Source organism: Actinomadura sediminis (genome assembly GCF_042675525.1).
Taxonomy (GTDB): domain Bacteria; phylum Actinomycetota; class Actinomycetes; order Streptosporangiales; family Streptosporangiaceae; genus Spirillospora; species Spirillospora sediminis.
Window position 1 is genome coordinate 36,264 of sequence record NZ_JBHTJA010000008.1, and the last position, 25,481, is coordinate 61,744.

Below are 25,481 nucleotides of genomic sequence, written 5' to 3' on the forward strand. Positions count from 1 at the left end.
TTGACTTTGCCCCTGGGGCAAGGTTCTACGGTCGCGGATATAAGGCTCCAACGAGAGGTGGCAGGCATGAGGCAGCTGGTGGAGCTGCAGGTGACCGGGATGGAGTGCGCCGGGTGCGCCCGGCGCGCCGAGGCCGCCGCGACGCGGGTGGACGGCGCCGTGTCGGCCGAGGCGGACCATGCCACGGGGCGGGTGCGGGTGGTCTGCGATCCGGCCCGCGCGCCCGAGCCGCAGATCGCGGACCGGTTGGCGGCGGCCGGGTTCGTCCCCGCCCCCGCCCCCGCCGCCCCGACCGGGAAGGCCAACGAGGCCGGTCGTGGCGATTCTGGCGATTCGGCCGGGGCAGGGGGGCGGCGATGACGACCAAGGCACCGAACATGAAGTCCCCGGACACCGGCACGGGCGCCGAGGCGGGGCGGGAGCGGTGGTGGGCGGCCGAGCCCAGCGACGTGGCCGGGCACGTGCGGATCCGGGCGCGGATCGCCGGGCTGCACTGCTCGCTGTGCACCGGCACCATCGACAAGGGCCTGGGCCGGCTGCCCGGGGTGGACAAGGTCGCCGTCAGCCTGACGCATGAGCAGACGCTGGTGGACTACGACCCCGACCGCATCACCCCGGACCGAATCCTGGGCACGCTGCAGGATCTCGGCTACCAGCTGTACGACCCGCGCAAGCTGCGCCGGTTCGAGGACGAGGAAGCCGACCTCGTGCGCGAGGGTTTGCGGCTGCTGACGGCCATTGCCGCGTCGCTGACGGCGATCGGGCTGATCGCGCAGCTGGCCGGGGTGTGGTCGGTGCTGGTGCCCGCGTCGGTGGTCGCGGTGATGGTGCCGGTCGGGTACGCCATCTTGCGTCCGGCCGGGCCGCTGCGCGCGGCCGCTGGAGCGGTCGGCATCATCGCTCCGGGCCTGGCCGCGATCGCCGCTCGGGTGACAGGCGTGCTGGGGGAGCCGGTGACAGGGTGGCTGGCCGGGGGGCTGGCGGCCGGTGTGGTGGCGGCGGTGGCGCCGCACATCGCGCGGATGGCCGCCGCGGCGGTGCGGCGGCGGATCCTCAACCAGCATGTGCTGCTGGAGGTCGGCGCGTTCGCCGGGATCGCCGGTGGCGTCATCGGGTTGACCGGGGTGCTGCCGGGCTATCCGACCGCGGCGTTCTTCGCCGTGACCGTGCTGGTCACCAACTACCACATCTTCTCCGAATGGCTGTCGCTGCTGGTCAAGACCCGCTCCGGCCAGGCGGTCAAGAAGCTGCTGGACCTGCAGCCCGACACCGCCTGCGTCGTGCGCGACGGGGTCGAGTGGCAGGTCGCCGTGGAAGACGTCGCGGCCGGTGAGCTGGTGCGGGTCCGGCCGGGTGAACGCATCCCGCTGGACGGGGCGGTGCGCGACGGGCACTCGGCGGTGGACGTGTCGGTGGTGACCGGCGAACCGGTTCCGGTGGAACGCGCCGCGGGCGATGAGGTGATCGGCGGATCGGTCAACACCACCGGCAGCCTGCTGGTCGAGGTCACCCGGACCGGAGCGGAAAGCTTCCTGGCGCAGGTGACCCGCCAGGTCGAGGACGCCCGCGCTCTCAAACCCGGCATCTTGCACCTGGTCGACCGCGTGCTGCGCGTCTACACCCCCACGGTCCTGGCCGTCTCCGCGCTCGCCCTGATCGGGTGGCTGGCCGGCTCGTGGGCGGCCGCCGGGGAGCCTGATGTGCGGCGGGCGGTGTTCGCCGCGCTGACGGTCCTGGTGATGGGTTACCCGTGCGCGGTCGGGATCGCCGCCCCTCTGGCGATCGTGCGCGGCGCCGGGCAAGCCGCCGACGCCGGGATCCTGATGCGCACCGGCGAGGCGTTCCAGACGCTGCGGCTGGTGCGGTACATGGTGCTGGACAAGACTGGCACCCTCACCCAAGGGACCCCCACGGTGCGAGCCGTGCACGCTCTGGACGGCGATGACGACAGGCTGCTGGCTCTGGCCGCGTCGGCCGAAGCCCACTCCGAGCACCCGCTGGGCCACGCCATCGTGGCCGCCGCGGCCCAGCTACACCTGCCCACGGCCGAGCCCGGCGAGTTCACCTCCATCACCGGCGCGGGGGTCCGCGCCGACGTCGATGGCCGCCAGGTGCTCATCGGCAAACCCGACCTGCTGGCCGAGCGCGGCATCGAGCCCGGGCCCCTCGCCGAGGCCGCCGACCGGTGGCGGCGAGCCGGGGACACGGTGGTCGCCGTCGCCGCCGACGGGCAACCCCTCGGGCTCATCGCGCTGGGCGACCAGATCCGCCCCGAAGCCGGCGAGATGCTCGCCGAGCTGCGCCGCCTGCGCATCGAACCGGTGCTGGTCACCGGCGACGACCCCGCCGCCGCAGCGCACGTGGCCGCCCGGCTCGGTATCGAGCGCGTTCACGGCGGGGTGCTGCCCGGCGGCAAGGCCGACATCATCCGCAGCCTGCAGGACAGCCTGCAGGGCGGGGTTCGGGTAGCGATGGCCGGGGACGGCATCAACGACGCCCCCGCCCTGATGCAGGCCGACGTCGGCATCGCCATGGGACACGGCACCGACATCGCCATCGAATCGGCCGACATCATCGCCCTCCATGAGGACCTGCGCACCGTGACCGCCGCGCACGCCATCAGCGGCACCGCCTACCGGCGCGTCAAACAGAACGTCGCCCTGGCCTTCGCGTTCAACGGCATCGGCATCCCCGCAGCCGCCACCGGCCTGATCTACCCGGTCTGGGCCATGATCGCCATGGCCGCATCGGTCACCGCCATCTTCCTCAACTCCATCGGAGCCCGCCCCCGCCTGCTGGTCGCCGCCATCGCCAGCGTCGGCCGCCGTCCCGCCACCGAGCAGAAACCTCACTGAACAGACGGCTACAAACCACAACGGAGGGTAGCCGGACGATCGAACGAAAGGAGATGGTCACCATGACCACAACAATCGCGCCCGACCGCACCCGCGAATGCATCGACGCCTGCGCCGACTGCGCCGCGGCCTGCCAGACCTGCGCCGACCACTGCATCCGCCAGACCGACCAGCAGATGATCGACTGCATCCGGCTGTGCCTGTCGTGCGCCGAGGCATGCCTGGCCTGCCTGCCCTCACTGGCCCGCGACGTCAACTACCAAGCGCTGTGCCGGGCCTGCGCCGAACTGTGCGACGCCTGCGCCGCCGAATGTGAACGCTACGACGACCCGACCATGCGGCAATGCGCCCAGGCGTGCCGCCGCACGGCCCAAGCCTGCCGCCAGATGACCGGCGCCTGACCGGCCGGCCACTCATTTCCCATCGGCGGCACCGGCACACCGTCGGTGCCGCCTGGTTTACGCTCACGTCCACAGCGGGCCGGAATCTTGCGGCCGCAGCGGGGGCCAGCCGCCAGCCGGGTCGATCCGCCGGACCACGCCCACGCCCCGGATCCACGAACACCACATCCGCCGACGTCAACGTGAAGAACCGGATCAGCTCGTCCCGCACGATGTCCAGGAACGATCGAAGCCGCTTCAGCTGCTCATCGGAGCACAACCGCGTCGCCACCCGCCCACTCCACGATCCCTACGCCGCACAAACGGTACGAACCGTAGCGGCCATGATCGCCAGCCGTTCCAGAAACCCACATCAACACAGGTCAGGCATATCCGTTGGTTTTGCCCGTACTGCCGGGACCCCCGAAGGTGCCGCCGATCGTCGCCGAACCGTCGACCGTGTCCGAGTCCCGCGCGGCAGTAGTAGCCGTCCGGCGCCGGGGTCCTGGGGAGCTTGCGGTGAACAACTGGTCATGATCGCGTGCTACGCGTTCGGCGCGCGCCCCCGGTCAGTCGGACGGCTCGGGGTCCGGTGGCGGGCAGCAGGCGTGCAGGTACGTCCGCAGTTCGGTGAGGGACGCGTCGACGGCGGCGGAGTCGATGCGGTAGTGGACCTGCTTGCCGACCCTGCGGGAGGTGAGCAGGCCGCCCCGGCGCAGGATCGCGAGCTGCTGGGACGCCGTCGGCTGCGCGATGCCGAGCCGTTCGGCGACCGCGCCCACGGTGATCTCGACGCCGCCGGTGAACAGCTCGAGCATCTGCTGCCGCTGCTCGCTGGCGAGCGCCTTCAGGAACTCCCGCGCTCCCGGGCCGAGCGGTGCGGCGCCACCGCACCCGGCCGGGGACTCGCCACGGTCACCGTTCACACCCGGCGTGTCCGGCCCCGTCGCCCCGTCGACCACAGACTCTGTCGCCACCCGGTTCCTCCTGTCCTCCGGAGCGAAGACTGCCTCCCACCCTACGCGACACATCATCATATTGACATATAAGAAAGTAGCGATATGTTGCGGGCATGAGTACGCACACCGCATCACTGATCGTCATCGGCGGCGGGCAGGCAGGGCTGGCAACGGCCCGCGTCGCCCGCGACCTGGGCCTGGCGTCGATCGTCCTGGAGGCCGCGAACCGGGCCGAGGGATCCTGGCCGCACTACTACGACAGCCTCACGCTGTTCTCGCCCGCCCGCCGAAGCGGTCTGCCCGGTGCGGTGTTCCCCGGCGACCCCGACCGCTACCCGACGCGCGACGAGGTCGTGGAATACCTGGCGGGCTACGCACGGCGGCTGGACGCCGACGTCCGCACCGGCCACCGGGTCGAGCAGGTGTCCGCACCGGCGGACGGGCAGGAGTTCCGGGTCGCCGTGTCCGGCGGGGAGGAGCTGACCGCGCCCCTGGTGGTCGCCGCGACGGGAGCCTTCAGCCGTCCGCACCGTCCCGCGCTCGCGGGCCTGGACACCTTCGAGGGGACGGTGCTGCACTCGTCCGACTATCGGCGCCCCGAGCCGCTGGCGGGCAAGCGGGTGGTGATCGTGGGCGGCGGTAACTCGGCGGTGCAGATCGCCATCGAACTCGCCGCGGTCGCCGACGTCACCCTGGCCACACGCCACCCGCTGCGCTTCATGCCGCAGCGCATCGCCGGACGGGACGTGCACATCTGGTTCCAGCGCACCGGCCTGGACACCGCGGGCTGGGCCAAGCCCCTGCTGACCGGCGGCAAGGGCACCCCTGTCATGGACACCGGCACCTACCGCGACGCCATCGCGACCGGCAACCCCGACCGCCGCCCGATGTTCACCCGGCTCGACGGCGACCAGGTCGTCTGGGACGACGGCACGCGCGAGCACGTCGACGTCGTCCTGCTGGCCACCGGCTACCGGCCCGGCGTGGATTACCTCGCCGGCCTGGGCGCTCTGGACGACGACGGGCTGCCGCGCCACCGCGGCGGCGTCTCGACCACCCATCCGGGGCTGGCTTACGTGGGGCTGGAGTGGCAGCGCTCGTTCGCGTCGGCGACCCTGCGCGGAGTCGGTGCCGACGCCCGCCATGTCCTGACCCGGCTGCTCAAGCAGCCCAGGCCGGACGGCAAGAAGCCAGCGCGGGCCGCGAACTGACGCGCCTCCATCATCTGGCGGAAAGCGCGAATGTCAGGTGCCGGTGAGGACAGGCAGTGCGAACAGCCCCGACAAGCGGGTCAGCTTCTCGGCCACCACCCTGTAGTACACCCACGTCCCGCGCCGCTCACCCTCGATCAAACCGGCGTTGCGCAACACCTTCAGGTGGTGGGAGATCGTCGGCCCCGACAGCTTGAACGGCCCGGTCAAGTCGCACACGCACGCCTCACCATCCTCGGCAGAGGCGATCATGTTCAGCAGCCGCAGCCGGACCGGATCGGCCAGCGCCTTGAACACCCCGGCGAGCTCAACGGCCTCGTCCTCGCGCATGAGCGGACCGCTCAGCGGCGTGCAGCACACGCCGTCACCCACAACACCCGGTTCCATCAACTTAGACATGCATCTAATTTGACATGCATCTATCCAGCGAGGCAAACTCCGTACTGCTTAGACGGATATCTAATCAGGAGGTCGTGGTGAAGACCTTGTTCGCCCGCATCACCGCCCATCGGCCTATCAGCCCGCGCATCGGGAAGATCACTTTCCAGGATGGGCGCGGCGAGGTCTGCACCCGCGCCTGCCGCTCGGCCGCCCACCGCGACCGTGTCACCATCGCCGCCTACCGCGCCCGCTTGTGACGCGCCCGCCCGACAACAGGCCTGCTCTCTCACCTAGGAGGATCCGATGAACAACCAGACCAGTCCGGAGGAGCCCACCGCGCAGGCAGGCTGCTGCGGAGCCGGCGCTTCCACCACCGACATCGGTCAGCCGACGGCCACGGCCGTCACCACAGACCAGATCGGTGACGTCCCTGTCGCCGGGCCGGTCGTGGTGATCGGGGCCGGGCCGGTCGGGCTGGCCACCGCCGCGCACCTGGCCGAACGCGGGCTCGACTTCCTCGTGCTCGAAGCGGGCGACGAGGTCGGCGCGGCCGTCCGCGAGTGGGGTCACGTCCGGCTGTTCTCGCCGTGGCGCTACGACACCGACGCCGCCGCCCGCCGCCTCCTCCAGGCCACCGGCTGGACGCTGCCCGACCCCGACCATTTGCCCACGGGCGCCGAACTCGTCGACGACTACCTCGTGCCACTGTCTCGGGTGCCCGCGCTGGACGGACGCGTCCGCACCCGCACCCGCGTCCTCGCCGTCACCCGCCGGGGCGCGGACGCCACCCGGACGATCGGCCGTGACGAGCGCCCGCTCATGGTGCGCGTCCGCGAGGCCGACGGGACGGTCCGCGACATCGACGCCCGCGCCGTCATCGACGCGTCCGGCACCTGGGGCAACGCCAACCCGCTCGGGCACTCCGGGCTGCCCGCGCCCGGCGAGCGGCAGGCCGCCGACCGCATCACCGGGCCGCTCCCCGACGTCCTCGGCCGCGACCGCGACCGCTTCGCCGGGCACCACGCTCTCGTGGTCGGCATGGGCCACTCGGCCGCCAATACACTCCTCGCCCTGGCCGAACTCGCCGAAGACGAGCCGGGCACGCGCATCACCTGGGCCGTGCGCGGCACCTCGGTCGCCCGCCTGTACGGCGGCGGCGACGCCGACGGGCTTCCCGCCCGGGGCGCGCTCGGCACCCGGCTCAAGCAGGCAGTCGAGGCCGGGAAGATCGAACTGATCCGCGGCTTCACCATCACCCGCTTCGAAGAGGACGGCCCGGTCACGGTCATCGGCACGACGGCCGACGGCGAACGCTCCGTGACCGCCGACACCGTCGTCGCCGCCACCGGCTTCCGCCCCGACCTGGACATGCTCCGCGAGGTCCGCGTCGAACTCGACCCGGCGACCGAAGCCCCGGCCAAGCTCGCACCGATGATCGACCCGAACTTCCACTCCTGCGGCACCGTCCCGCCGCACGGCGAACGCGACCTCGCCCACCCCGAAAAGGGGTTCTACCTGGCCGGGATGAAGAGCTACGGCCGCGCCCCGACGTTCCTCATGGCCACCGGATACGAACAGGTCCGCTCCATCGTCGCCGCGCTCGCCGGGGACCGCGAAGCCGCCGACACCGTCCACCTCGACCTGCCCGAGACCGGCGTGTGCTCCACCGACCTGATCACCGACGACCTCCTTCCCGGAGCGCAGGACGGCGGCTGCGGCACCTCGTGCGGCACCGAACCGGCCTCGCCCACCGCCCAGGAGGCCACGTCCTCCTGTTGTGGCACCCCCGAACCGGTCACCATCGGCGTCGGCGCGCCCGCCGGACTCGGGTTCGCCACCGGACGCGTACACGGCTACTCGGGCGACGCTGAACACAGCGAGGTCTGACCGCCCGTGGGTTTCGTCTCCTCGACGTCGGTCCCGGCGGCTCCGGCCGCCGGGACCGACCGGCATCTGCGCGGCGTTCTGATCGCCCTGTGCGTCACCGAGATCACCAGCTGGGGCGTCCTCTACTACGCCTTCCCGGTGCTCGCTTCCGCCATCACCGCCGACACCGGCTGGTCCACTCCCGCGATCACCGCGGCGTTCTCAGCCGCGCTCGTCGTTGCCGCCCTCGTCGGCATCCCCGTCGGGCGGTGGCTGGACCGCCGCGGCCCGCATCTGCTGATGACCGCCGGATCCGTGCTGGCCACGATCGCAGTGATCGGCCTGGCCGTCGCGCCGTCGCTCGCCTGGTTCGCCGCCGCCTGGCTCGTCGCCGGGATCGCGATGTCCGCCGTGCTCTACCAGCCCGCCTTCGCCGCCCTCACCCGCTACTACGGCCCCCGGCACCTCACCGCGCTGACCACCCTCACCCTCGTCGCGGGCCTGGCCAGCACCGTGTTCGCGCCCCTCACCGACATGCTGTCCGGCCGCCTGGACTGGCGCGACACCTATCTCGTTCTGGCCGTCGTTCTGGCCTTGGTCACCATCCCACTGCACGCCCTCGCACTGCGCCGCCCCTGGCCGACGCCACCTGATCCCCCGACCGACCACGATGACATCGCCGGGACGCGGCACATCACGCGCAGCCGCCCCTTCTGGATGCTGACGGCCGCACTGACCCTGTCGGCGTTCGCAATGTACGCGGTGCTGATCAACCTCGTTCCCCTGCTCACCCACAGGGGCGCGTCCCCGACCGTCGCGGCCTGGGCGCTGGGGCTGGGCGGTGTCGGCCAAGTCGCCGGGCGCTTGGCCTATGGCGCCCTGACCCGCCGCACGAGCGTCCGCAACCGCACCGCCCTGGTCCTCGGCCTGTCGGCCGTCACCACCGCGGCCCTCGCCGTCACGCCCGGACCAGCGCTCCTGCTCATCGCCATCGCCGTCCTGGCCGGAACCACGCGAGGGATCGCCACCCTCCTCCAGGCCACCGCCATCACCGACCGCTGGGGCGCCGCCCACTACGGCACGCTCTCCGGCCTGCTCGCCGCCCCGGTCACCATCGCCGGAGCCATCGCACCAGCAGTCGGCGCCGGTCTGGCAGCCACGCTCGGCGGCTACCCCGCGTTGTTCGCGGTCCTGACATTCACGGCTGCCGTCGCCGCCGCCCTCGCTCTGGGCAGCATCCCCACCACACCCACTACCCGAGCCGACTCCCCGATGCCCTGAGACACATAGTCGCCGAGACAGGGCACAATAGCCTCAGCCTTCCGCAGTGATCCATTTGCCGCGTACAGGCCCTCCCGCGAGGCCGTGGAGGAGCTGCCGTACGAGGGCGGCCCATCAGCGGCACCCCCGGCTTTCAAAATCCAAGGAAGGCCAAGTCCATTCTGAGCGGTAGGGCCCCAGATGCGGGGCCACGGGAATCGGCACAGGACACCCGGTGGCACGCTTCTAGCTTCTGCGAGCGCGAAATGACAAGAGGCCCACTCTCACGAGAGTGGGCCTCTGGCCTGGGGAACAAGGACGATGCTGGCTTCCAACCAGTAACCACTTCGTGGTCTTCGCCGAACTGGCCGGGAGCACGTCGATTGCGTCCGGGACGAGACAAGGAACGTCGCCCCCGGCGGCTCGGCTGCCGAGGGCGTGGAACTCTGGTGAGAGTATTCCTAAAGGTCGAACTCACCGTTCTTTATCTGCCTCACCAATGCGCCGTATGCTCCGGCGTGGAGAGCGAGGTGGCCGGCCTCGGGGTTCTTGGAGTCGCGAACCGCTCGGGCGTCACCGATGCGGGCGACTTCGACGCACTGGTTGCCGCCGCCGCTGTGGCTGGACTTGCGCCACACCGGGCTCGACGAGGCGCCAGAGTTGATCACCAAGCGTTCTCCTAAGTCACAGCTGATCGTGGAGTTCTCGGAGCATGGCGACGGACTCGTGCGGGTCGAGGGTTCCTTCCAGCATGTGAGTCCAGGCCAGTTGGTAGGTGTCCAGCTCCGGCTCCGATTCTAGATAGAGGTCTCCCATCAGCCCCTCGGCGTAGACGACCGGCGCATCCTCGGGGTTGTGGAATATGAGGATGACGAACTCGCCTTCGACGCCGGCGTGCGCCCCGAAGGTGAACGGCAGGACCTGGAGGGTGACGTTGGGGAGCGCGCTCGCCTCGATGAGGGAGGTCAGTTGGTCCCGCATGACGTCGCGGCCGCCTACGTGACGGCGGACGGCTGACTCGTCCAGGACGACGTGAACTTCGGGCGGGTCATCCTTGCCGAACAGGGCCTCGCGCCTGGCGGCGCGGGCTGCGACTCGACGTTCGACCTCTTCGGTTTCGAGGGTGGGCCGCGTGCGGCCGATGATGGCTCGCGCGTAGTCGTCCGTCTGCAGGAAACCGGGCACGAGCTGCGCGTTGATCCTGATTCTCGCCGCCGCGCTCTCCAGCCCGACGTACGAGCCGGTGAACACGTCCGAGTACTTCGTCCACCAGCCGCGGCGCCGCGCGTCGCGCCCGAGCTGGATCAGCGCCTCCCGCTGCGGGGATCGCACGTCGTACAGGTCGAGCATGTCCTCGAGGTCGTCGGTGCTGACGCGGCTGCGTCCGTTCTCCAGCCGGTAGAGCTTGCTCTTGCTGAAGTCGAGACGCTTCGCCGCAACCTCGAGCGATAGCCCGGCGGCCTCCCTGAGCCGCTTCAGCTCTCGCATCAGGCGACGGCCTCGAACGGTCGGACTCTGATCCATGTGCCTGCCCGCCAAGTCTGCCGATGGGTGCGCGGAATCACCAGGTTGTTCCCGGTTCGTCATATCTGCAACCTGTCACTTCTGAAACCAGTCATGTGTGATCTGTTGCATGTCTGACACGGTGCGTACATGATGCTAGTCACATCCTGGCGTTGATGCTGCTAGATCCCCCAACGCCCGCACCGCCTGAGCCCCATGGCAGGTCGAAGCCATCGACATGGCCGCTGATGTATGGCCTCACAGGCCGTTCTTCTTGATCGCTTCATCGGCCATCGGCTCCAGATGCCTGGCCGATGGGTGGCCGGGCGGCGTCCCGCAGCTTTGCCAGGAGGAGCACCAGGTTGCCGACCTGGTTGGACTACTCGGAGGCGCATGCCACATGGAGGCACCACCGCTCTGCAAGACGTCCGCGGCTCCGGACGAGCCAGAACGCACGCTCGTCCGGTGCCTGGACGGTCCCCGCCCCGAACACCGAGCCCGCGACGTGCTCGTCGAAGTACTGGGCCGGCTGGACGCCACGGAAGAGGCATTCGAGGCCGAGCTCGCCGTCAACGAGCTCGTCACCAACGCGCATCAGCACGCCCCGCCACCGTACGAGCTCCGCATCTCCTGGACGGATACACGAGTGACGATCGCGGTCGTGGACGGCGGCGCAGATCACGACACCGTGCTCAAGCGCCTGTCGCGAGCGACGGCCGGATGCCCGTCGGAAGGCGAGTCGGGCCGCGGGCTCCAGATGGTCGCCGGACTCTTCGGCGGCCGGTGCGGCGCCGGGACGACGGCTACGTCCACCGGCCTCGTCCCTGCGAAACAGATCTGGATCGTGCTACCTCGCAAGAGCAGGCACCCGGAAGGAGTCCGGTGATGGCGATGACCGAGAACGAGCGACAGGCGGTCCGGCTCGCAGACGACCTTCGGAACCACATCGGCCGCTGGCTAGCGCAGCGCGGACTGCAGGGCCCGGTGAGCGTCTCGCCGTACGTGGGGCGGGATGGGCGGCCGAACGTCCTGATCCGGACGGACGCGCATGTTGCTCGTGCCCTCGCGATGAGCCTGGACGAACGATCCCACCCGCCCCCGCAACGTCCATTGCCGCCGAACCGGCACGTCTGACGGCGCCCTGCGGGCGGCTGGGGGAGCACACGACCGCTCGACGCGCCCGTCGCGGCTCCGACCGTCGAGCGGTCGATTCAGTCGCCTTGAAGTCTCTTGAATTATTCACTGCTCACGTGAATAATCTCAGGTCGTCGACACTCGACGAAGGAGTCAGTGGCATTGGATGCGGAGAGCCTAGACAAGGCGAGCAGCGGCATCGACCCCAGCGTCGCGACCGCCGCGGGCATGTACGACTACTACCTGGGCGGCACGGACAACTTCGCGAGTGACCGGCGAGCCGCTCACCGAGTGATCGCTGAAGCCCCGGAGGCGCTGCTCCTCGCTCGGGAGAACCGCCGCTTCCTGCAGCGCGCCGTCCGCTTCCTCGCGCGGGACGCGGGGATCCGGCAGTTCCTCGACATCGGCACCGGGCTCCCGACGCAAGGCAACGTCCACGAGATCGCCCAGCAGGAGGCACCCGGCGCGCACGTCGTGTACGTCGACAACGACCCGAAGGTGCTGGCCCACTCGCGGGCGCTCAAGACAACGGAAGCCGGGACCACGGGGGTCATCACCGCGGACCTGCGGGATCCGCAGGCGATCCTCGACCACCCGGAGACCCGCCGGCTGATCGACTTCGATCGACCGGTCGCGATCCTCCTGGCGGCCGTCCTGCACTTCATCGCTGACGACGCCGACCCCTACGGCATCGTCGATCGGCTCCGCGCCGCCACGGCGCCGGGCAGCTACCTCACCATTTCCCACGTCACCGCCGACTCTCGTCCCCGGCGGGCCAACGGGCTACGAGACGTCTACCGGTCCACCAGGAACCCCGTCACCCACCGCACCCGCGAGCAGGTCGACCGCTTCTTCCACGGGTTCGAGTACGTCGACCCAGGACTCGTGTACGTCTCCGCGTGGCGCCCCGACGGCACATCGGACGTCAGTCCAGAAGAGGTGTGGGTGCTTGGCGGCGTGGGCCAGAAGCCGTAATACAGCGGCGCCTGAACTGCCAGGGTGCCGACAGGAAGAGTTGGTTCAAGAGACTTGGAGGGTCTCATGCCGAGGAACAGCACCGCAGAACTGGAAACCGTCGCCGAACAGCCTGGCGCCGTCCAGGACCTCTTCTATCTGGACGTCCGGCTGCTGGAGATCGCGGACCCGGCCGGCCTCGTGAACGTCACCGACGACGGGTGCACGAGCACCTGCGGGGCCTGCATCAGCAACGCGTACTGACCGGCTCGCCCACGAGCGCACTCCCGGCGCCGCCGCGACGCCCGCGGCGGCGCCACCGTCCCGCTCACGCATCACCGCCACGGAGGGCGTCGTGCCTCCTTCTGCTCGCTCGCAGAAGTTCGAATCCGTTGGCGCGGCCCTGTTCCGTGCCGCCGCTCACTCCTCGATGACGCTTCCACCCTGCCCCGAGCTGACCGGCAACGCCACCCCCGAACATGCCGCCACGTGGGCGGACTGGCTCGGGCAGGTCTGGTCGGACGAAACCGTGGCGGAGGCTCTCGAACACGCCAGCCCCTCGCTGGCCCGGCAGGTGCAGTCGATCCGCAGCGGCCAGACCACGACTCCGCGCGAGACGCGGCGCGCCGTCCTGTCAGTCGTCCGCTACCTGCAGCGCATGACGGGACGAGCCACGCCGTTCGGCCTGTTCGCCGGTGTCGCGCCCGTCTCCTTCGGTACGGAGCCGCGGTTCCGCTGGGGTTCGCGGCACCAGGCCGTTGCCCGCGCCTCCGCTGGTTGGCTCGCCGGAGTCATCGACCAGCTGGAAGGCTGCCCCGAACTCCTGGCGCGTCTGCCCGTCATGGCGAACAACACGCTGACCGTCCGCGGGAATCGCCTCGTCGTGCCTTACCGGCCATGGAAGCGAGCGCGTGGTGCGGGAGCCGTCGAGATCACCGTCCGTCATACGGATGTGGTTCGCGCCGCCGTCGAGGCGGCCCGTGCCCCCATCCGTATGGAGGGCCTGGCGGACAAGATCCAGGCTGACTTTCCCACCGCGGCACCATCGCAGATCACCACGTTGCTCACCGAACTAGTGAACCGTGGCGTTCTCATCAGCAGCTTGCATGCGCCGAGCAGCGAGCCCGATGCCCTCGGACACTTGGTGAAGGAGCTGCGGGCCGCAGACGCTTCGGCGGTTGTCCCTGTGGCCAGGCTCGTTGGCGAACTCGAGAAGATCCACGAGCTGATCGGTCGCCAAGAGCTCGCGCCGCCGAGCTCGGCGGGAGCGATACGCGTGGACGTCTCCGAGTTGATGCGCATGGTTTCGCCGTCCGGTCACCAGCCCCTGGCGATCGATCTACGGCTGGACGCGGAGGTCGATCTTCCGCACGAAGTCGTGCGCGAAGTCGAACGGGCCGCGCTCGTCCTCACCCGGACCAGCGCCTTCCCCGTCGGCTCTCCCACCTGGCGCGCCTACCACCAGCGGTTCTACGAGCGATACGGGATCGGATCGTTGGTGCCGCTCTTGGACGTCGTCAGCGACAGTGGTGTCGGATGGCCGGACGGCTACCCGGGCACGACGACCCCGGAGCGGCGCTCCCCGATGTCGTCCCGCGACAGGACGCTGCTCGCCATCGCCCAGCGGGCGGCCCTCGACCGTCGTGACGAGGTCGTTCTGGACGACGAGTTCATCGAGTCGCTGAGCCTCACCGCTGAGCCGCTGCGGTCACCGTCCCACCTGGAGCTGGGTGTGCGCGTGCATGCCGCCGACCGGCGAGCGCTGGAGCGTGGCCGCTTCACGATCGAAGTCGTCAGCGTCTCGCGAGGGGCCGGCGTCTCGTGCGGCCGGTTCCTGAACGTCCTCGCCGCACAGGACCAGGCGGTGCTCGCCGAGGGATTGGCACACCTCCCCGGAACCGACTCCGGCACCCTGGCGGCGCAGCTGTCCTTTCCGCCGCTGGATCCGGCGACCACCCACGTCACACGTACTCCGCGGTTGCTTCCAACCGCGATCAGCCTGGCCGAGTACAGCCCGGCCGACCGTACGACGCTGGCGCCCGATGACCTGGCGGTCGGGTGCGATGGCCGCCGCCTCTACCTGGCCGATCCGGTCCGTGGCCGACGGCTGGAAGCCTTCGGCATGCACGCGCTCAACCTCGTGACGCATACACCGCCGCTGGCTCGCTTCCTCACGGAGCTCGGCCGCGCGCAGTGCGCCCAGGTGACGACGTTCGACTGGGGCGCCGCGTCGCACCTTCCGTACCTGCCCCGGCTGCGCTACGGCAGAACCATCCTGTCCCCGGCTCGCTGGCGGCTACAGGCCCGCGGACTCCCCGCGCGTACACAGCCTTGGACAGCATGGGACACCGCGTTCGGGGAGTGGCGGGCACGCCGCCGATTGCCTCGATCGGTCTACCTCGCCGAGGGCGACCGGCTCCTACCGCTCGACCTGGAGCAGACGGTCCACCGAGTCTTGCTTCGCTCCCATCTGGACGGTGCCTCGGAGGCCGTTCTATCCGAGGGCTCCACTCTCGGCGACGCTGGCTGGTGCGACGACCGTCCGCACGAGGTCATCGTTCCGCTCGTCGCCACCGAGCCGCCGGCGTGGCCACCGCTGCCCGCCCCAACACCAGCGCGGGTCATCACCCGCGACCGGAGCGAGACGCCAGGCACCTCGCAGGTCCTGCTCGCCAGCCTGTACGGAGATGTTCAGCGACAAGACGTCGTCCTCACCGAGCATCTGCCTGCTCTGCTGCGCCAGTTCGACGAACCCGTCTGGTGGTTCGTCCGGTACCGGGACCCAGCGCATCACCTTCGCCTCCGCATCGTCCTTCCCGAACCGGAGGCGTTCGGCGATGCGGCCCGCGCGGTCAGCGCCTGGGCCGACGACCTGCGCCGTGGCGGCCTGCTGCGTGAGGTCACCTACCCGACGTCCTGGCCAGAGACCGGCCGCTGGGGCTCCGGGCCAGCATGGACGGCAGCCCGGTCGGTGTTCGCGGCTGACTCGCAGGCATCGCTCGTCCAGCTCGGCTCGGCCCTGCGCCTGCACCCGCACGCACTTGTAGCGGCCCAAGCCGTCTCGATCGCCGTCGGCTTCACCAGCGACGTCGCCGAAGGTATGCGATGGCTGATCGAGCACATACCGGCGAAGGCACCCGAACGCGTTCCGCGGCCTATCTTCACCGAGGCCACACGCATCGCCGACCCCTCCGACAGTTGGGCGACGCTGCGCCAAGCTCCGGAAGGCGCCGCGCTCGCACAAGCATGGAGCGCACGCGACCAGGCCTTGTCCGAGTATCGGACCTACTTCCCCTCCCCTCACACCGAAGGGATCTCGCCGAACGACGTGCTCGCGTCGCTCATGCACGTCAACTTCGTCCGATCCCGCGGCATCGACTTCGACGAAGAGGCAGCCGGCCTGTACCTCGCCCGCGCCGCCGCACTCGCATGGACGGTCCGTGCAGACAGGGATCGCCGATGATCGCTGGGCATCCCGCGCGCGAGATCGCCGATGCTGTCGCCGAGGTGCTTGCACACCCTGATGTCCTGCCCGCGCGGTTGACGTCCTGTCCCTGGTGGCGGCAGTCGCTGGCTCACGGGGCGCCCGGCATCGCCCTGCTGCACATCGAGCGCGCCGCCGCCGGGCTTGCACCGTGGCGGCACGCCCACGACTGGCTCGCGTACGCCACCCAGGCGCCGCTCACCACCGGGTTCGATAGCCACCTGTTCTACGGAGCCCCCGCAGTCGCCCATGCCCTGGCCTGTGCGAACGAGTTGCTTCCCGACTCCTATACCGAGGCTCTCGACCGCCTCGACCGAGTGATCGCCGACGATGCCCGCCGCCGGGTCGGTTGCGCGCTGGCGGCGCTGGACGCAGGGCACCTGCCGTCCCTATCCGAGTTCGATTTGATCCGAGGCCTCGCGGGCATCGGGTCCTACCTCCTGCGGCGCACTCCCGACGGCGATGCGACGCGCGCCGTCCTCGAATACCTGGTGCGCCTGACCGAGCCCACGCAGGACGGTGAGGAGACGCTGCCGGGATGGTGGGCGCTCTCTGGACCCGACGGGCAAGAGAGCGCCCGTTTCAGAGGCGGCCACGCCAACTCCGGGTTGGCCCACGGAATCGGCGGTCCGTTCTCCCTGCTCGCCCTCGCCGCTCGACGCGGCACCCTCGTGGACGGTCACCTGGACGCGATCGCTCGCATCTGCGACTGGCTCGACCGCTGGCGCACCGACACGCCGTCCGGACCCATGTGGCCCTACTGGATCAACCGAACTCAGCTGCGGGCCGGTCGGCGAGACGTCTCGGTCCAGCGGCCGAGCTGGTGCTACGGAACCGCCGGTCTGGCCCGTGCGCAGCAGCTCGCGGCCCTGGCGACCGAAGACACCGGGCGCCGGAACATGGCCGAGCGAGCCTTGATCCAGGCCCTGACCGATCCCGCCCAACGTTCCGCGACCACCGACCCCACGCTGTGCCATGGGTACGCCGGACTCGCCCATATCGCCACCCGAGTAGCCGCCGATGCCTCCCCGGACAACGCCGAAACGCTGCACGCCCTCATCCCCGACCTCCTGGACTCGGCCCACCAGACGTCCGCTCACACGGCCGCGCTCGTGGACGAAACGGGAAACAGTCCGGCGCTCCTCGAAGGGGCCGCTGGTGTTGCCCTCGGCGTTCTCGCAGCCAGCGGCACCGGCCTTCCCCGATCAGGTTGGGACACATGCCTGCTCGCCGCCTGAACATGAGGACGAACCGCCCGATGTCTACCGCCGACTGGCAGCAGTACAACATCGAGTTCCCAGACCACCAGACGGCTACCGAGGTCGCAGCGCACCGGCTTCGTCCCGCACTGGTCGCGGCACAGGAGGCGGGGCTCCTGAACGGCTGGTGGTTCATGCGCAAACGCCCATGGCGGCTCCGCTACATCCCGACCTGCGACGCGCCCGCCACCATCGCCGAACTACTGGACGACCTGGTCGGCGCCGGTCGAATCAACGCATGGACTCACGGCATCTACGAGCCCGAGACCGCGGCATTCGGTGGCGAGGCCGCCATGGACGTCGCCCACATGCTCTTTCACAACGACAGCCTTCACGTACTCACTCGCGCCGCGCAGCCCGCCGTCCCGGAACTGGGCCAACGGGAGACGACGGCGCTGCTGTGCAGCGCGATGTTCCGCGCCGCAGGCTTGGACTGGTACGAGCAGGGTGACGTCTGGTCGAAGGTCGCCGCACTCCGCCCCGCAGCGCCGACGACGCACCGTCCCGAGCTGGTCCAGGCAGCACATCGGCTGATGACCGCCGATGCCCACGATCTGTACGGCGACGGCCCACTCTGCGGCCACGAAGGCTGGATCGCCGCCTTCGAACGAGCCGGGCGCGACCTGGCGGCTCTCGCTCGGAGGGGCTTGCTGACGCGAGGGCTCCGCGCCGTCCTCGCCCACCACGTCGTCTTCCACGCCAACCGTGCCTCGCTGCCGGCGGCGGACCAAGCCGCCTTGGCGGCGCTGCTGTCGAACGCCGTCTTCCACTCCGTCCCGAACACGCCGACCGCATCCACCACGACGATTAAGGTCCAACCGATGACTACTCTCAGTAACGATCAAGCTGCCGCGTCCGCCGATGGACTCCGCGCCGCACTGGCCGACCGGCTCCGCGACCAGAACGTCCTGAAGTCCCCGGCGATCGAGGAGGCTTTCCGACGGACACCCAGGCACCTCTTCCTCCCCGGAGTCTCGCTCGACCAGGCGTACGCCGACACCCCCGTCTACACGAAGACGGACGGAACCGGAGAGAGCATCAGCGCGGCATCCCAGCCCTGGATGGTCGCCACGATGCTCGAACAGCTCGACGCTCAGCCCGGCGACCGCATCCTGGAGGCCGGCGCGGGTACCGGGTACAACGCGGCGCTCATGGCCGCGATCGTCGGCCCGACCGGCCACGTGACGACCATCGACGTGGACGAAGACCTCGTCACCGGAGCCCGCAAGCACATTGCCGCTGCGGGCGCCGAGAACGTCGACGTCGTCCTCGGCGACGGCGCCCTCGGCCACGCGCAAGGTGCGCCGTTCGACCGCATCATCGCGACCGTCGGCGCGTACGAGGTCCCGACGGCATGGCTGGAGCAGCTCGCGCCGGACGGACGCCTCGTCGTGCCACTGCGCCTCCGCGGCACCAACTCCCGCAGCGTCGTCTTCGAGCGCCATGGCGATGGCTGGCGCAGCGTCGACAGCCAGCTCGCCGTCTTCATGCCGCTGCGAGGCATCGGCGACGACGCCCGCCGCTACGTCTCCCTGACGCCGGAAGGAGACGTGACGCTTCAGGTCCACAAGGACCAGACAGTGGACGACCGCGCTCTCGCCGGCGTCCTGGACACCGACCGCCACGAGAGCTGGTCCGGAGTGATGTTCCCACCGGACGTCTCGTTCGAATGGCTCGACCTCTGGCTGTGCCTGCGCCTCGACAACCCTCTGATGAGGATGAACGTCCAGCCCGCGGCCAAAGAGCGCGGCCAGGTCACTCCCATGTTCGGCTGGGGATCGATGGCCACCGTCCACGACCGCGACCTCGCCTACCTCACCATTCGCCCCGCTGCTCCCGGCCAGGACGGCGGCAAGCTTTACGAAGTCGGCGCCATCGGCCACGGCCCGTCCGCCGGCCACTTGGTGGACCGCGTGAACGCGGAGATCCGCACCTGGGACGAGCTGTACCGCGACCGCAGCGTCCGGTTCGAGATCCCCGACACTCCGACGAACACCGACCAGGCCAGAGGCCGGTTCGTCCTGGAGCGTCCCCACCACCCCATCACCGTCATCTGGGAGTGACGATGCTCGATCCGGCCACGGCAGCGCTGCGCTGGTTTCCGCTCGTCGCACGCTCGCGACCACGCTGCTTGCCACTCGACGTCCGGATCAGTGGGCTATGCGCCCAGGCAGATGCCGCCGCCCGGGACCAAGACCCGGCGGCGGCGTCCACCGTCTTCAATCAGGCCGCCCTGCTGGCCTCCGATGTCGGTTTGCACGACCTGGCCCGAGACTGGTGCCACCAGCACGCCGCCGCCTACCTGCGCGCCGTCCCCTTGGACGCCGCGTCGGCACGCCGTGCGCTCGAACCTTTCGTCAACATCGCCCGCCTGCACATCAGAGCCGGCAATGGTGACGCGGCACTCCAACTTCTAAACGACCTCACCAAGGCGGTCACGTCTCGCACAGACACAATCATCGACGGCCAGCCGCTGCCCGGCTCGTCCCTAACCTCTTCGCCGCGCGACCACGCTCAACTACGCCAGTGGCTCTGGACGGTGAACCTCGCCGACGGAACCCGCGCCCTCACCACCGCGGGCCGCTGGAACGTCGCCCTCGACCACCTGCATAAACACAACGGCATTGGACAACGAATGCTGGATGGCCGACAGGTCGCCGTCATCGCTCGGATTCTCTCCAATGACCGGGCCATGGCTCAGCAACTGCTTGCTCAGACGGCCCCGGGTATGCCATGGGAAAATGCAGTGACGGCCTGCCTTGCTGTCCTTGGCAGCTCAAGGGTGGCCCAGGATAGCAGCGCATTGCTACAGCACTGTCAAGCCCTGGACTGTCCATCGGACTTGGTGGTCTTCAACACTCGCCTGTGCCTGTTCGCCCTCGGCCTCCTCCGCAACACCGAACATCCAATCGGGGTTCTCGTCGACAACACGGTCCAGCGAGCCATCGACGCGCGCGACGGATACGCGGCTCGCGAGGTCCTGGCAAACGATACTTGTGTGGCTTCGATTGCAAGCCGTCAGGTAAACGATCTAAGCAGAATCATCGAAGACTGTGGTCTAAAAGGTTGCGACGCCCCTCGTGTCTTCCGCGTGGCACTTTCGAAGGCGCTCGCCATCAGCAGATCTGTAATTCTGGCACATGGGAAATCGGTCGTCATTGAGACTGATCTCGACTTTAGTGACGGCTTTGGATGACCAATGACCGAGATTCCCTTTGTGGACGTCCAGGGCGTTCTCGTAGACCATCCCCGCGTGTGCGGGCCGAGCGGCCCGGGAACAGGTGCAGGTACTCGGGGACGGAACCATCCCCGCGTGCGCGGGGCCGAGCAGATCTACGGCGCCGAGAACCGCCTCTACACCGGACCATCCCGCGTGCGCGGGGCCGAGAAACGGGGGTCCTTGTAGTCCTGGCAGGACTCCGAACCATCCCCGCGTGCGCGGGGCCGAGCGTCGCTTCTTCGTCTCCACCAGACCGATGAACGAACCATCCCCGCGTGCGCGGGGCCGAGGCGGCGAGCCCGGCCCGGATGCGGGTCATGGTGGAACCATCCCCGCGTGCGCGGGGCCGAGGCGGCCGCGCTGACCACGGAGCAGCAGGCGGCGGAACCATCCCCGCGTGCGCGGGGCCGAGGCTTTCTGAGCTGGGACTTTAACAGAGGGGAGACGTTCTTTCATTTAGTTGCGTCACGCAACCCATGCTGGCGACCTTAGTCGACGATCTTGGAGCCTTGAGTTGCGAAACCACAGGCCGTGCCCGTGCGGAGCCGTTGTCAGCGGTTGAGAGATCACGCACTAGGGCCTCTTGAAGGGACGGAGTCGTCGTCCTGCGGCGACCGCTGGTGAGGGCAGCTCGCCGGTCGACCTCCGGCTTGGCTGGGGGGAGCGGCGCGGCCATCGGATCGCGAAGTAGAGGGCGATGGGCCACCCGATGACGGTCGCGCAGAACAGGACATTGAGCAGGACGATATACGCCAGGTCGTCCGCGCCTCGCGCGAGTGCGATGAACGTCGGCAGGACGGCGAGCACCACCAGGACCGTGATGAGTCCCAGCCCGAAGATCCAGTCCGACGGAATCTGCGAGATCATTCTTGCTCTCCAATCGATGCTCAGAGGTTCCGTCGCCGGTTTCGGTCCGGTGTGAGGGCATCGGGACGCCGCGCTGGTGACGTCTGGACGGGCTGCTTCGCGGTCATCGCCAGCGCCTCGTCAATGGGGAACGGGAAGTCCTCGGCGGCGGGCCCGGAGCCGAAGGCGCCACGTTGCCGAGCGGATTCCGTGGGTACCGGGACGGCCCTGGCGATGATGTGCTCCGGCAGGTTGGTGGTGACCTCCAGGACCGTCCGCAACTCCTCTGGTTCGGGCTCCCGGCCCTCGGCCTGCAGCCGAGCCTTGAGGTTGTCCGCTATCTGGCGCCCACGCTGCTCCTGGCGGGCCTCATCCCACTCCGTGCGGTCGGGGCCGTGCATGGTGGCCGCCCAGTTGTCTCCCATGCCTTCGTGGAGTGCCTGGCGCGGCGCAGCCGGTTCGCCTGTGTGAATGTTCGGATCCCGGCTGAAGAAGGGCGCAGCCTCACGCATCGCAGTGAGCGGGTCCTTGTTCTCGTTCCGGATGCGGTCGTAGTGGCTCATCGCATGCGGATGCAGTTCACGGAGCCGTGCCTCGCACTTGCCGACGGCTGAAGCGGCCGACGCGTTCTCCGGTGCGTACGGGACGGCCGCGCCCCAGACCTCGGCCACCTCGAGCAGGCTCGCCTGGCGGAGCCACCTGCGATCGTGCGCCGGCGACCATCGGGATTGGGCTTCGGTCAGAGCCGTCCTCCGCGCATGTGCCTCGGCGGATTGCTCCGCGAGCCTTAAACGGCTGCGGCGCCGGTCCCATGCTTCTTTGGCGCCGACGGCCAGGGTGACGATCTGGACGATCCGCTGGCCGCTGTGGGTGAGCCCCTCGTTGATGGGATCGGGGTGCTGCTGGGTCATGTCGTTCTCCACTGTTCGTGCGTCATCTGGAATGGGATCGCCGGGACGGTTTCGGTGCGCGTCCCGAAGTGGCGCGCGGCGCTGGGCCGCTGTCTGCTAGCGGCGGTAAAGGGAAGTCATCCGCGGCCGGCGCGACGCCCGGCTCCGGACTGATGGCTGCAGCAACGGCGGCGGTGACCTCGGTGACTTCCACCTGGGTACGAACGGAGACGCGGACGACCTGCCGGCTGATCTGGGCGGGCGGCAGATCAGCGATGAGCCGAGCGGCGGCCCGTGCCGCGGTCAGCCGGCTCTCGATGAACTCGAGCGTCCCCCCGAACCGCTCGATCGTCTCATCGACTACCAGGTCGACCAGAGGTACTGCTGATTGTAGTGCCTCAGTTACGGAATGGCGTGAATCGTGGGAAAGGAGGTCGGCGGGGTCTAGGCCGTGCGGAAGCACGGCCGCATCGACCGGCCAGGTGACGTCTTGGAAGGTTCGCCATGCGCGCACGGCTCCGGCTCGTCCGGCCGGGTCGCCGTCGAGTGCGATGACGAGTCCCTGGGCGTCGAGGTCCGCGATGGCCGCGAGGGAGCCAAGGTGAGCTGGGCTGATCGCCGTTCCACATGGTGCGACCGCCGCGTAGGTCTGCGGCTTGACGGTGTTGACCGCGATCGCATCGAGCGGTCCCTCGACGAGGAGCGGGCGCGCGGGACCCGCGAGTTGTCCACGCACCTCATGCAAGCCGAAGAGGAGCTCGCGCTTCTTGAACAGGGCCGTCACCGGCGTGTTGAGGTACTTGGGCCCCTTGCCTTCGTCCCGTCGGCGACCGATGAACCCGACGACCGCGCCTTCACGGTCACGGAGCGGGAACAGCACGCGGTCCCGCAGCACGTCGAAGGGCTCCGCGTCGTCCGTCTGCCGCGCGAGACCGGCTTCGACGAGCGTGCGGTCGTCATGACCCAGCTCGCGCAGGTGCCGGACAAGCGCTCTATGTGCCCTTGGCGCTTGCCCGATCTCCCAACGTTCCTGGACCTTCGCGCTGAAGCCACGGCGGGATAGGTAACCAGTGCCCCAACTACCGAACAGGTTCCGCCGGTAGAAGCGGTGGGCGTCAGCCAGCGCGGCCAGCAGCTCTTCTCGCTCCGGCCTTGCCTGCTCGCCGGGCTCCGGCATGGACGTCTTCCGCGGCGCCTCGCTCGCTCCACCAACGGATATGGTCGCCGGAGCTACGGCTGGCTTCGGTGAACCATCTTCCAGCCGACGCCGGAGTCTCGTGGCCGTACGGACGATGCTTTCCCCGACCGCTCGGACGGCAGCGGCAGGAGTTGCTCGCGCGTCCGTTCCCGCCCACGACTCCGCGGGCGCGAAACGCAGGTGGTCGACGGGCAGCCCCATCTCGGCGAGCAGCATGTAAGCGACCGAGTCGGCGATGACGCGGCGGACGCCATGGCATCCCGCCGGCTGACCGTGGGCCCCATCCAACTGCCCCTTGGGCTGGAGGACGTGTGCGAGCTGGTGGGCGAGCAAGGACGCGGCGGATACGTCGTCCAACTCTGGAGGGAGAACGAGCCGCCGACCTGGATGTCCGAGATACGTCCAGCCTCGCCCGCGGTCCACGTAGAGGTCGAGGTCTGCGGCGATCTGCAGCAGCCGCTCCAACCCCTCGGGGAGCCTCTCTGCCGGTAGGTCCAAGGGGTTGCCGTCTGTCTGCTCGATATCGAAAACCGAGCGAACCTTGCCTCGCGTCGAGAGGATGCGGATCCCGGTCTCTCCCCTGCGGACCTGCCGCCCCACCTTCCGCCATCCTTCATACGAGCGGACGTCGGTGGCGGTTCGCCTCTGCGCCGGGATCAGCAACGTGTTGGTGAACCCGTACCGCCCATGCCGGCTCGCGTTCTCCAGCCAGACGTTCCACGGCAGCTCCCCGCTGACGAGGCGGACCACCGCGTGGGCGGCGATGCCTTCAAGAACGTCCAGTCGTCGCTGCTGCTCCTCCGGATCAGGGGCCGTCATGCCGAGCCTCGCTTGGCCGCCTCGGCACGAACAGCGGCGATCATCTCGACGAGCCGATCGTTAGCGATCGTGTGGCCGCGTTCCCGCAGGTGATGCCCGAGGCGGTCTCGGGTGAAGCGGAGGCCCGCCTTCTCGACCTCCTGATAGAGCTCGCGAGCGATAGCCATCAGGTCGTCCCCTTCAGGCGTCTCCTCCTCGACTGCCTGTTCCCCGCTGGCGAGACCGTCCGTCAACTCGTCGGGCAACCTTCGCAGTGACAACCGCTCGGTCAGCGGCGCCTGCCATCGCCACGCCCATCGGCCGTACTCCTGCTTGAGCTCCGAGACCGCCAGGAGGTGGCGGTACTCCAGTTCTAGGCCCTCCCTATATCCGGTGATGTGCCACAGCACCATGCGGCGCCACAGCAGCAGGCTGGACATCGGCGCGAGCATCCAGCGCGCTGCCGGAACCCGCTCCACGCGCGTGCCGGACGACAGGCCGACCCAGCGCCGGATCAGGTGCCGCACTCCCTCGACCACGGTGATGAAGAGCATCGGCATCGCGGCGTTCATCACGCTTCCGGCCAGATCTCCGCCCGCCGCCGCGATGTTCACGAGGACCGTTCCGGCGATGTAGGCCCAGGCCACCCAGCGCAACACCGGCCATGGCAGATCGAGGTACTCCATCAGCAGGTCCCACGCCAGCAGGATCAGGATCCCGACGTCCATGCCGACAGGGACGATCCAGGCCAGCTCGCCGAAGTGCGGCTCGGCCATCTCCCGAACCGTCGCGAATGACCCGACGCCGCCGAGTACCGCGAGAGCGAGAGTCAGGGGAGCGACGACGATGACCACAACCTTGACGACCGTGGCTCGCATGCCGTCCGGCGACATCACCTTCGTGAGCTTGTCGTCGGTAACCGCGGCCTGCGGCCCGGGAGGCGGCGCATCCCCTCCATGCTTCGAGGTCAACGCTGACGCCTCTCGCCCATCCAGGCCAGCAGGCGAGCGACGTGCCGCACCTCGTCGGTCGTGCCGAGCAGCCGACCGTGGGCGGTCACGTAGACGTAGGTGTCTTCGGCGCCCGCGCACAGGACGGTCTCCGACCATCCGCCGCTCCGGACCCTCAACTGCCAGCGCCCGTTTCGCGGCTTACGGACCCTCACCTTCGCACCGTTGCACTTGAGCTCGTAGTGGAGGCGGAGCAGACGAGCACGCCGTCTCTTGAGCTCCACCTGCCCGTTGACTCTCTGCCTCATCAGCGATCCCCCGTGACGTCGGCTG

General features: G+C 69.4%; 24 protein-coding genes. 15 read left to right on the forward strand and 9 right to left on the reverse strand.

The window, feature by feature from the left end:
- The first annotated feature begins 66 nt into the window (after window positions 1-66).
- The 3 genes from ACFQ11_RS06825 (at window position 67) to ACFQ11_RS06835 (ending at window position 3,256) form a co-directional block, all read left to right on the forward strand.
- Window positions 67-360: a cation transporter gene (locus ACFQ11_RS06825; protein ID WP_378297024.1), complete on the forward strand. Its 294-nt coding sequence runs from the start codon at window positions 67-69 to the stop codon at window positions 358-360.
- Entirely contained in the window at window positions 357-2,855 is a 2,499-nt protein-coding gene (locus ACFQ11_RS06830; protein WP_378297025.1) for a heavy metal translocating P-type ATPase, read from the forward strand. Before ACFQ11_RS06825 ends, ACFQ11_RS06830 begins: the two co-directional genes overlap by 4 nt.
- Before the next feature lie 62 nt (window positions 2,856-2,917).
- Window positions 2,918-3,256 carry a four-helix bundle copper-binding protein gene (locus tag ACFQ11_RS06835; RefSeq protein WP_378297026.1) on the forward strand — a complete coding sequence of 113 codons (339 nt, stop codon included), beginning with the start codon at window positions 2,918-2,920 and terminating at the stop codon, window positions 3,254-3,256.
- Between the two features lie 548 nt (window positions 3,257-3,804).
- Here ACFQ11_RS06835 and ACFQ11_RS06840 read toward each other — a convergent pair.
- Window positions 3,805-4,161 (reverse strand): ArsR/SmtB family transcription factor, encoded by a 357-nt coding sequence (locus ACFQ11_RS06840; RefSeq protein ID WP_378297027.1) that lies wholly within the window; start codon window positions 4,159-4,161, stop codon window positions 3,805-3,807.
- A gap of 146 nt (window positions 4,162-4,307) precedes the next feature.
- On the opposite strand from ACFQ11_RS06840, the gene ACFQ11_RS06845 reads away from it, so the two are divergent.
- Window positions 4,308-5,405, forward strand: a complete 1,098-nt coding sequence (locus ACFQ11_RS06845; RefSeq protein WP_378297028.1) for a flavin-containing monooxygenase — start codon at window positions 4,308-4,310, stop codon at window positions 5,403-5,405.
- A 33-nt stretch (window positions 5,406-5,438) separates the two neighbouring features.
- On the opposite strand, the gene ACFQ11_RS06850 is transcribed toward ACFQ11_RS06845, so the two are convergent.
- Entirely contained in the window at window positions 5,439-5,804 is a 366-nt protein-coding gene (locus ACFQ11_RS06850) for a metalloregulator ArsR/SmtB family transcription factor (protein WP_378297029.1), read from the reverse strand.
- A gap of 74 nt (window positions 5,805-5,878) precedes the next feature.
- Here ACFQ11_RS06850 and ACFQ11_RS06855 point away from each other — a divergent pair, with 74 nt between their 5' ends.
- The 3 genes from ACFQ11_RS06855 to ACFQ11_RS06865 are packed head-to-tail and all read left to right on the forward strand — an operon-like array spanning window position 5,879 to window position 8,933.
- Window positions 5,879-6,043 (forward strand): hypothetical protein, encoded by a 165-nt coding sequence (locus tag ACFQ11_RS06855; RefSeq protein ID WP_378297030.1) that lies wholly within the window; start codon window positions 5,879-5,881, stop codon window positions 6,041-6,043.
- A 46-nt stretch (window positions 6,044-6,089) separates the two neighbouring features.
- Window positions 6,090-7,673 carry an FAD-dependent oxidoreductase gene (locus ACFQ11_RS06860; RefSeq protein WP_378297032.1) on the forward strand — a complete coding sequence of 528 codons (1,584 nt, stop codon included), beginning with the start codon at window positions 6,090-6,092 and terminating at the stop codon, window positions 7,671-7,673.
- 6 nt (window positions 7,674-7,679) lie between these two features.
- A complete protein-coding gene (locus tag ACFQ11_RS06865) occupies window positions 7,680-8,933 on the forward strand; it encodes an MFS transporter (protein ID WP_378297033.1) in 1,254 nt (417 codons plus the stop codon).
- A gap of 440 nt (window positions 8,934-9,373) precedes the next feature.
- Here ACFQ11_RS06865 and ACFQ11_RS06870 read toward each other — a convergent pair whose 3' ends face one another.
- Together ACFQ11_RS06870 and ACFQ11_RS06875 are read right to left on the reverse strand one after the other, a co-directional pair.
- Window positions 9,374-9,580: a DUF397 domain-containing protein gene (locus ACFQ11_RS06870; RefSeq protein ID WP_378297128.1), complete on the reverse strand. Its 207-nt coding sequence runs from the start codon at window positions 9,578-9,580 to the stop codon at window positions 9,374-9,376.
- Between the two features lie 16 nt (window positions 9,581-9,596).
- A complete protein-coding gene (locus ACFQ11_RS06875; RefSeq protein ID WP_378297034.1) occupies window positions 9,597-10,400 on the reverse strand; it encodes a helix-turn-helix domain-containing protein in 804 nt (267 codons plus the stop codon).
- Between the two features lie 415 nt (window positions 10,401-10,815).
- Between ACFQ11_RS06875 and ACFQ11_RS06880 the strand changes: the two genes are divergently transcribed.
- The 8 genes from ACFQ11_RS06880 (at window position 10,816) to ACFQ11_RS06915 (ending at window position 20,442) form a co-directional block, all read left to right on the forward strand.
- A complete protein-coding gene (locus ACFQ11_RS06880; protein WP_378297035.1) occupies window positions 10,816-11,301 on the forward strand; it encodes an ATP-binding protein in 486 nt (161 codons plus the stop codon).
- The gene (locus tag ACFQ11_RS06885; protein ID WP_378297037.1) at window positions 11,301-11,549 is read left to right on the forward strand and encodes a hypothetical protein; all 249 of its coding nucleotides are present in this window, start codon (window positions 11,301-11,303) and stop codon (window positions 11,547-11,549) included. The genes ACFQ11_RS06880 and ACFQ11_RS06885 overlap by 1 nt, the downstream gene beginning before the upstream one ends.
- 156 nt (window positions 11,550-11,705) lie before the next feature.
- Window positions 11,706-12,524, forward strand: a complete 819-nt coding sequence (locus ACFQ11_RS06890; RefSeq protein WP_378297038.1) for an SAM-dependent methyltransferase — start codon at window positions 11,706-11,708, stop codon at window positions 12,522-12,524.
- 66 nt (window positions 12,525-12,590) lie between these two features.
- Complete coding sequence (locus tag ACFQ11_RS06895) at window positions 12,591-12,767, forward strand: FxLD family lanthipeptide (protein ID WP_378297039.1); 177 nt, start codon at window positions 12,591-12,593, stop codon at window positions 12,765-12,767.
- Between the two features lie 91 nt (window positions 12,768-12,858).
- Complete coding sequence (locus ACFQ11_RS06900) at window positions 12,859-15,966, forward strand: lantibiotic dehydratase (RefSeq protein ID WP_378297040.1); 3,108 nt, start codon at window positions 12,859-12,861, stop codon at window positions 15,964-15,966.
- Window positions 15,963-17,225, forward strand: coding sequence for a lanthionine synthetase C family protein (locus tag ACFQ11_RS06905; RefSeq protein ID WP_378297042.1), 1,263 nt, complete (start codon window positions 15,963-15,965; stop codon window positions 17,223-17,225). Before ACFQ11_RS06900 ends, ACFQ11_RS06905 begins: the two co-directional genes overlap by 4 nt.
- A 20-nt stretch (window positions 17,226-17,245) precedes the next feature.
- Window positions 17,246-19,309: a methyltransferase, FxLD system gene (gene fxlM / locus ACFQ11_RS06910; protein WP_378297044.1), complete on the forward strand. Its 2,064-nt coding sequence runs from the start codon at window positions 17,246-17,248 to the stop codon at window positions 19,307-19,309.
- A gap of 2 nt (window positions 19,310-19,311) precedes the next feature.
- Window positions 19,312-20,442: a hypothetical protein gene (locus tag ACFQ11_RS06915; RefSeq protein WP_378297046.1), complete on the forward strand. Its 1,131-nt coding sequence runs from the start codon at window positions 19,312-19,314 to the stop codon at window positions 20,440-20,442.
- A 597-nt stretch (window positions 20,443-21,039) separates the two neighbouring features.
- Here ACFQ11_RS06915 and ACFQ11_RS06920 read toward each other — a convergent pair.
- Genes ACFQ11_RS06920 through ACFQ11_RS06940 form a run of 5 tightly spaced genes read right to left on the reverse strand, consistent with a single transcriptional unit; the run spans window position 21,040 to window position 25,456 of the window.
- The gene (locus ACFQ11_RS06920) at window positions 21,040-21,333 is read right to left on the reverse strand and encodes a superinfection immunity protein (RefSeq protein WP_378297047.1); all 294 of its coding nucleotides are present in this window, start codon (window positions 21,331-21,333) and stop codon (window positions 21,040-21,042) included.
- Window positions 21,334-21,353: 20 nt separating this feature from the next.
- Complete coding sequence (locus ACFQ11_RS06925) at window positions 21,354-22,223, reverse strand: hypothetical protein (protein WP_378297048.1); 870 nt, start codon at window positions 22,221-22,223, stop codon at window positions 21,354-21,356.
- Window positions 22,224-22,245: 22 nt separating this feature from the next.
- A complete protein-coding gene (locus ACFQ11_RS06930) occupies window positions 22,246-24,219 on the reverse strand; it encodes a toprim domain-containing protein (RefSeq protein WP_378297050.1) in 1,974 nt (657 codons plus the stop codon).
- Complete coding sequence (locus ACFQ11_RS06935) at window positions 24,216-25,169, reverse strand: DUF2637 domain-containing protein (protein WP_378297051.1); 954 nt, start codon at window positions 25,167-25,169, stop codon at window positions 24,216-24,218. Before ACFQ11_RS06935 ends, ACFQ11_RS06930 begins: the two co-directional genes overlap by 4 nt.
- The gene (locus ACFQ11_RS06940; protein WP_378297052.1) at window positions 25,166-25,456 is read right to left on the reverse strand and encodes a hypothetical protein; all 291 of its coding nucleotides are present in this window, start codon (window positions 25,454-25,456) and stop codon (window positions 25,166-25,168) included. The genes ACFQ11_RS06935 and ACFQ11_RS06940 overlap by 4 nt, the downstream gene beginning before the upstream one ends.
- Window positions 25,457-25,481: the final 25 nt, after the last annotated feature.

Excerpts from the sequence above, each read along its gene's own strand:
- ACFQ11_RS06860 (WP_378297032.1), top strand. The coding sequence starts at position 6,090 with ATGAACAACCAGACCAGTCCGGAGGAGCCCACCGCGCAGGCAGGCTGC.
- ACFQ11_RS06940 (WP_378297052.1), bottom strand. The coding sequence starts at position 25,456 with ATGAGGCAGAGAGTCAACGGGCAGGTGGAGCTCAAGAGACGGCGTGCT.
- ACFQ11_RS06915 (WP_378297046.1), top strand. The coding sequence starts at position 19,312 with ATGCTCGATCCGGCCACGGCAGCGCTGCGCTGGTTTCCGCTCGTCGCA.
- ACFQ11_RS06905 (WP_378297042.1), top strand. The coding sequence starts at position 15,963 with ATGATCGCTGGGCATCCCGCGCGCGAGATCGCCGATGCTGTCGCCGAG.
- ACFQ11_RS06835 (WP_378297026.1), top strand. The coding sequence starts at position 2,918 with ATGACCACAACAATCGCGCCCGACCGCACCCGCGAATGCATCGACGCC.
- ACFQ11_RS06930 (WP_378297050.1), bottom strand. The coding sequence starts at position 24,219 with ATGACGGCCCCTGATCCGGAGGAGCAGCAGCGACGACTGGACGTTCTT.
- ACFQ11_RS06850 (WP_378297029.1), bottom strand. The coding sequence starts at position 5,804 with ATGTCTAAGTTGATGGAACCGGGTGTTGTGGGTGACGGCGTGTGCTGC.
- ACFQ11_RS06880 (WP_378297035.1), top strand. The coding sequence starts at position 10,816 with ATGGAGGCACCACCGCTCTGCAAGACGTCCGCGGCTCCGGACGAGCCA.
- ACFQ11_RS06875 (WP_378297034.1), bottom strand. The coding sequence starts at position 10,400 with ATGCGAGAGCTGAAGCGGCTCAGGGAGGCCGCCGGGCTATCGCTCGAG.
- ACFQ11_RS06845 (WP_378297028.1), top strand. The coding sequence starts at position 4,308 with ATGAGTACGCACACCGCATCACTGATCGTCATCGGCGGCGGGCAGGCA.
- fxlM (WP_378297044.1), top strand. The coding sequence starts at position 17,246 with ATGTCTACCGCCGACTGGCAGCAGTACAACATCGAGTTCCCAGACCAC.
- ACFQ11_RS06895 (WP_378297039.1), top strand. The coding sequence starts at position 12,591 with ATGCCGAGGAACAGCACCGCAGAACTGGAAACCGTCGCCGAACAGCCT.
- ACFQ11_RS06830 (WP_378297025.1), top strand. The coding sequence starts at position 357 with ATGACGACCAAGGCACCGAACATGAAGTCCCCGGACACCGGCACGGGC.
- ACFQ11_RS06825 (WP_378297024.1), top strand. The coding sequence starts at position 67 with ATGAGGCAGCTGGTGGAGCTGCAGGTGACCGGGATGGAGTGCGCCGGG.
- ACFQ11_RS06920 (WP_378297047.1), bottom strand. The coding sequence starts at position 21,333 with ATGATCTCGCAGATTCCGTCGGACTGGATCTTCGGGCTGGGACTCATC.
- ACFQ11_RS06885 (WP_378297037.1), top strand. The coding sequence starts at position 11,301 with ATGGCGATGACCGAGAACGAGCGACAGGCGGTCCGGCTCGCAGACGAC.
- ACFQ11_RS06925 (WP_378297048.1), bottom strand. The coding sequence starts at position 22,223 with ATGACCCAGCAGCACCCCGATCCCATCAACGAGGGGCTCACCCACAGC.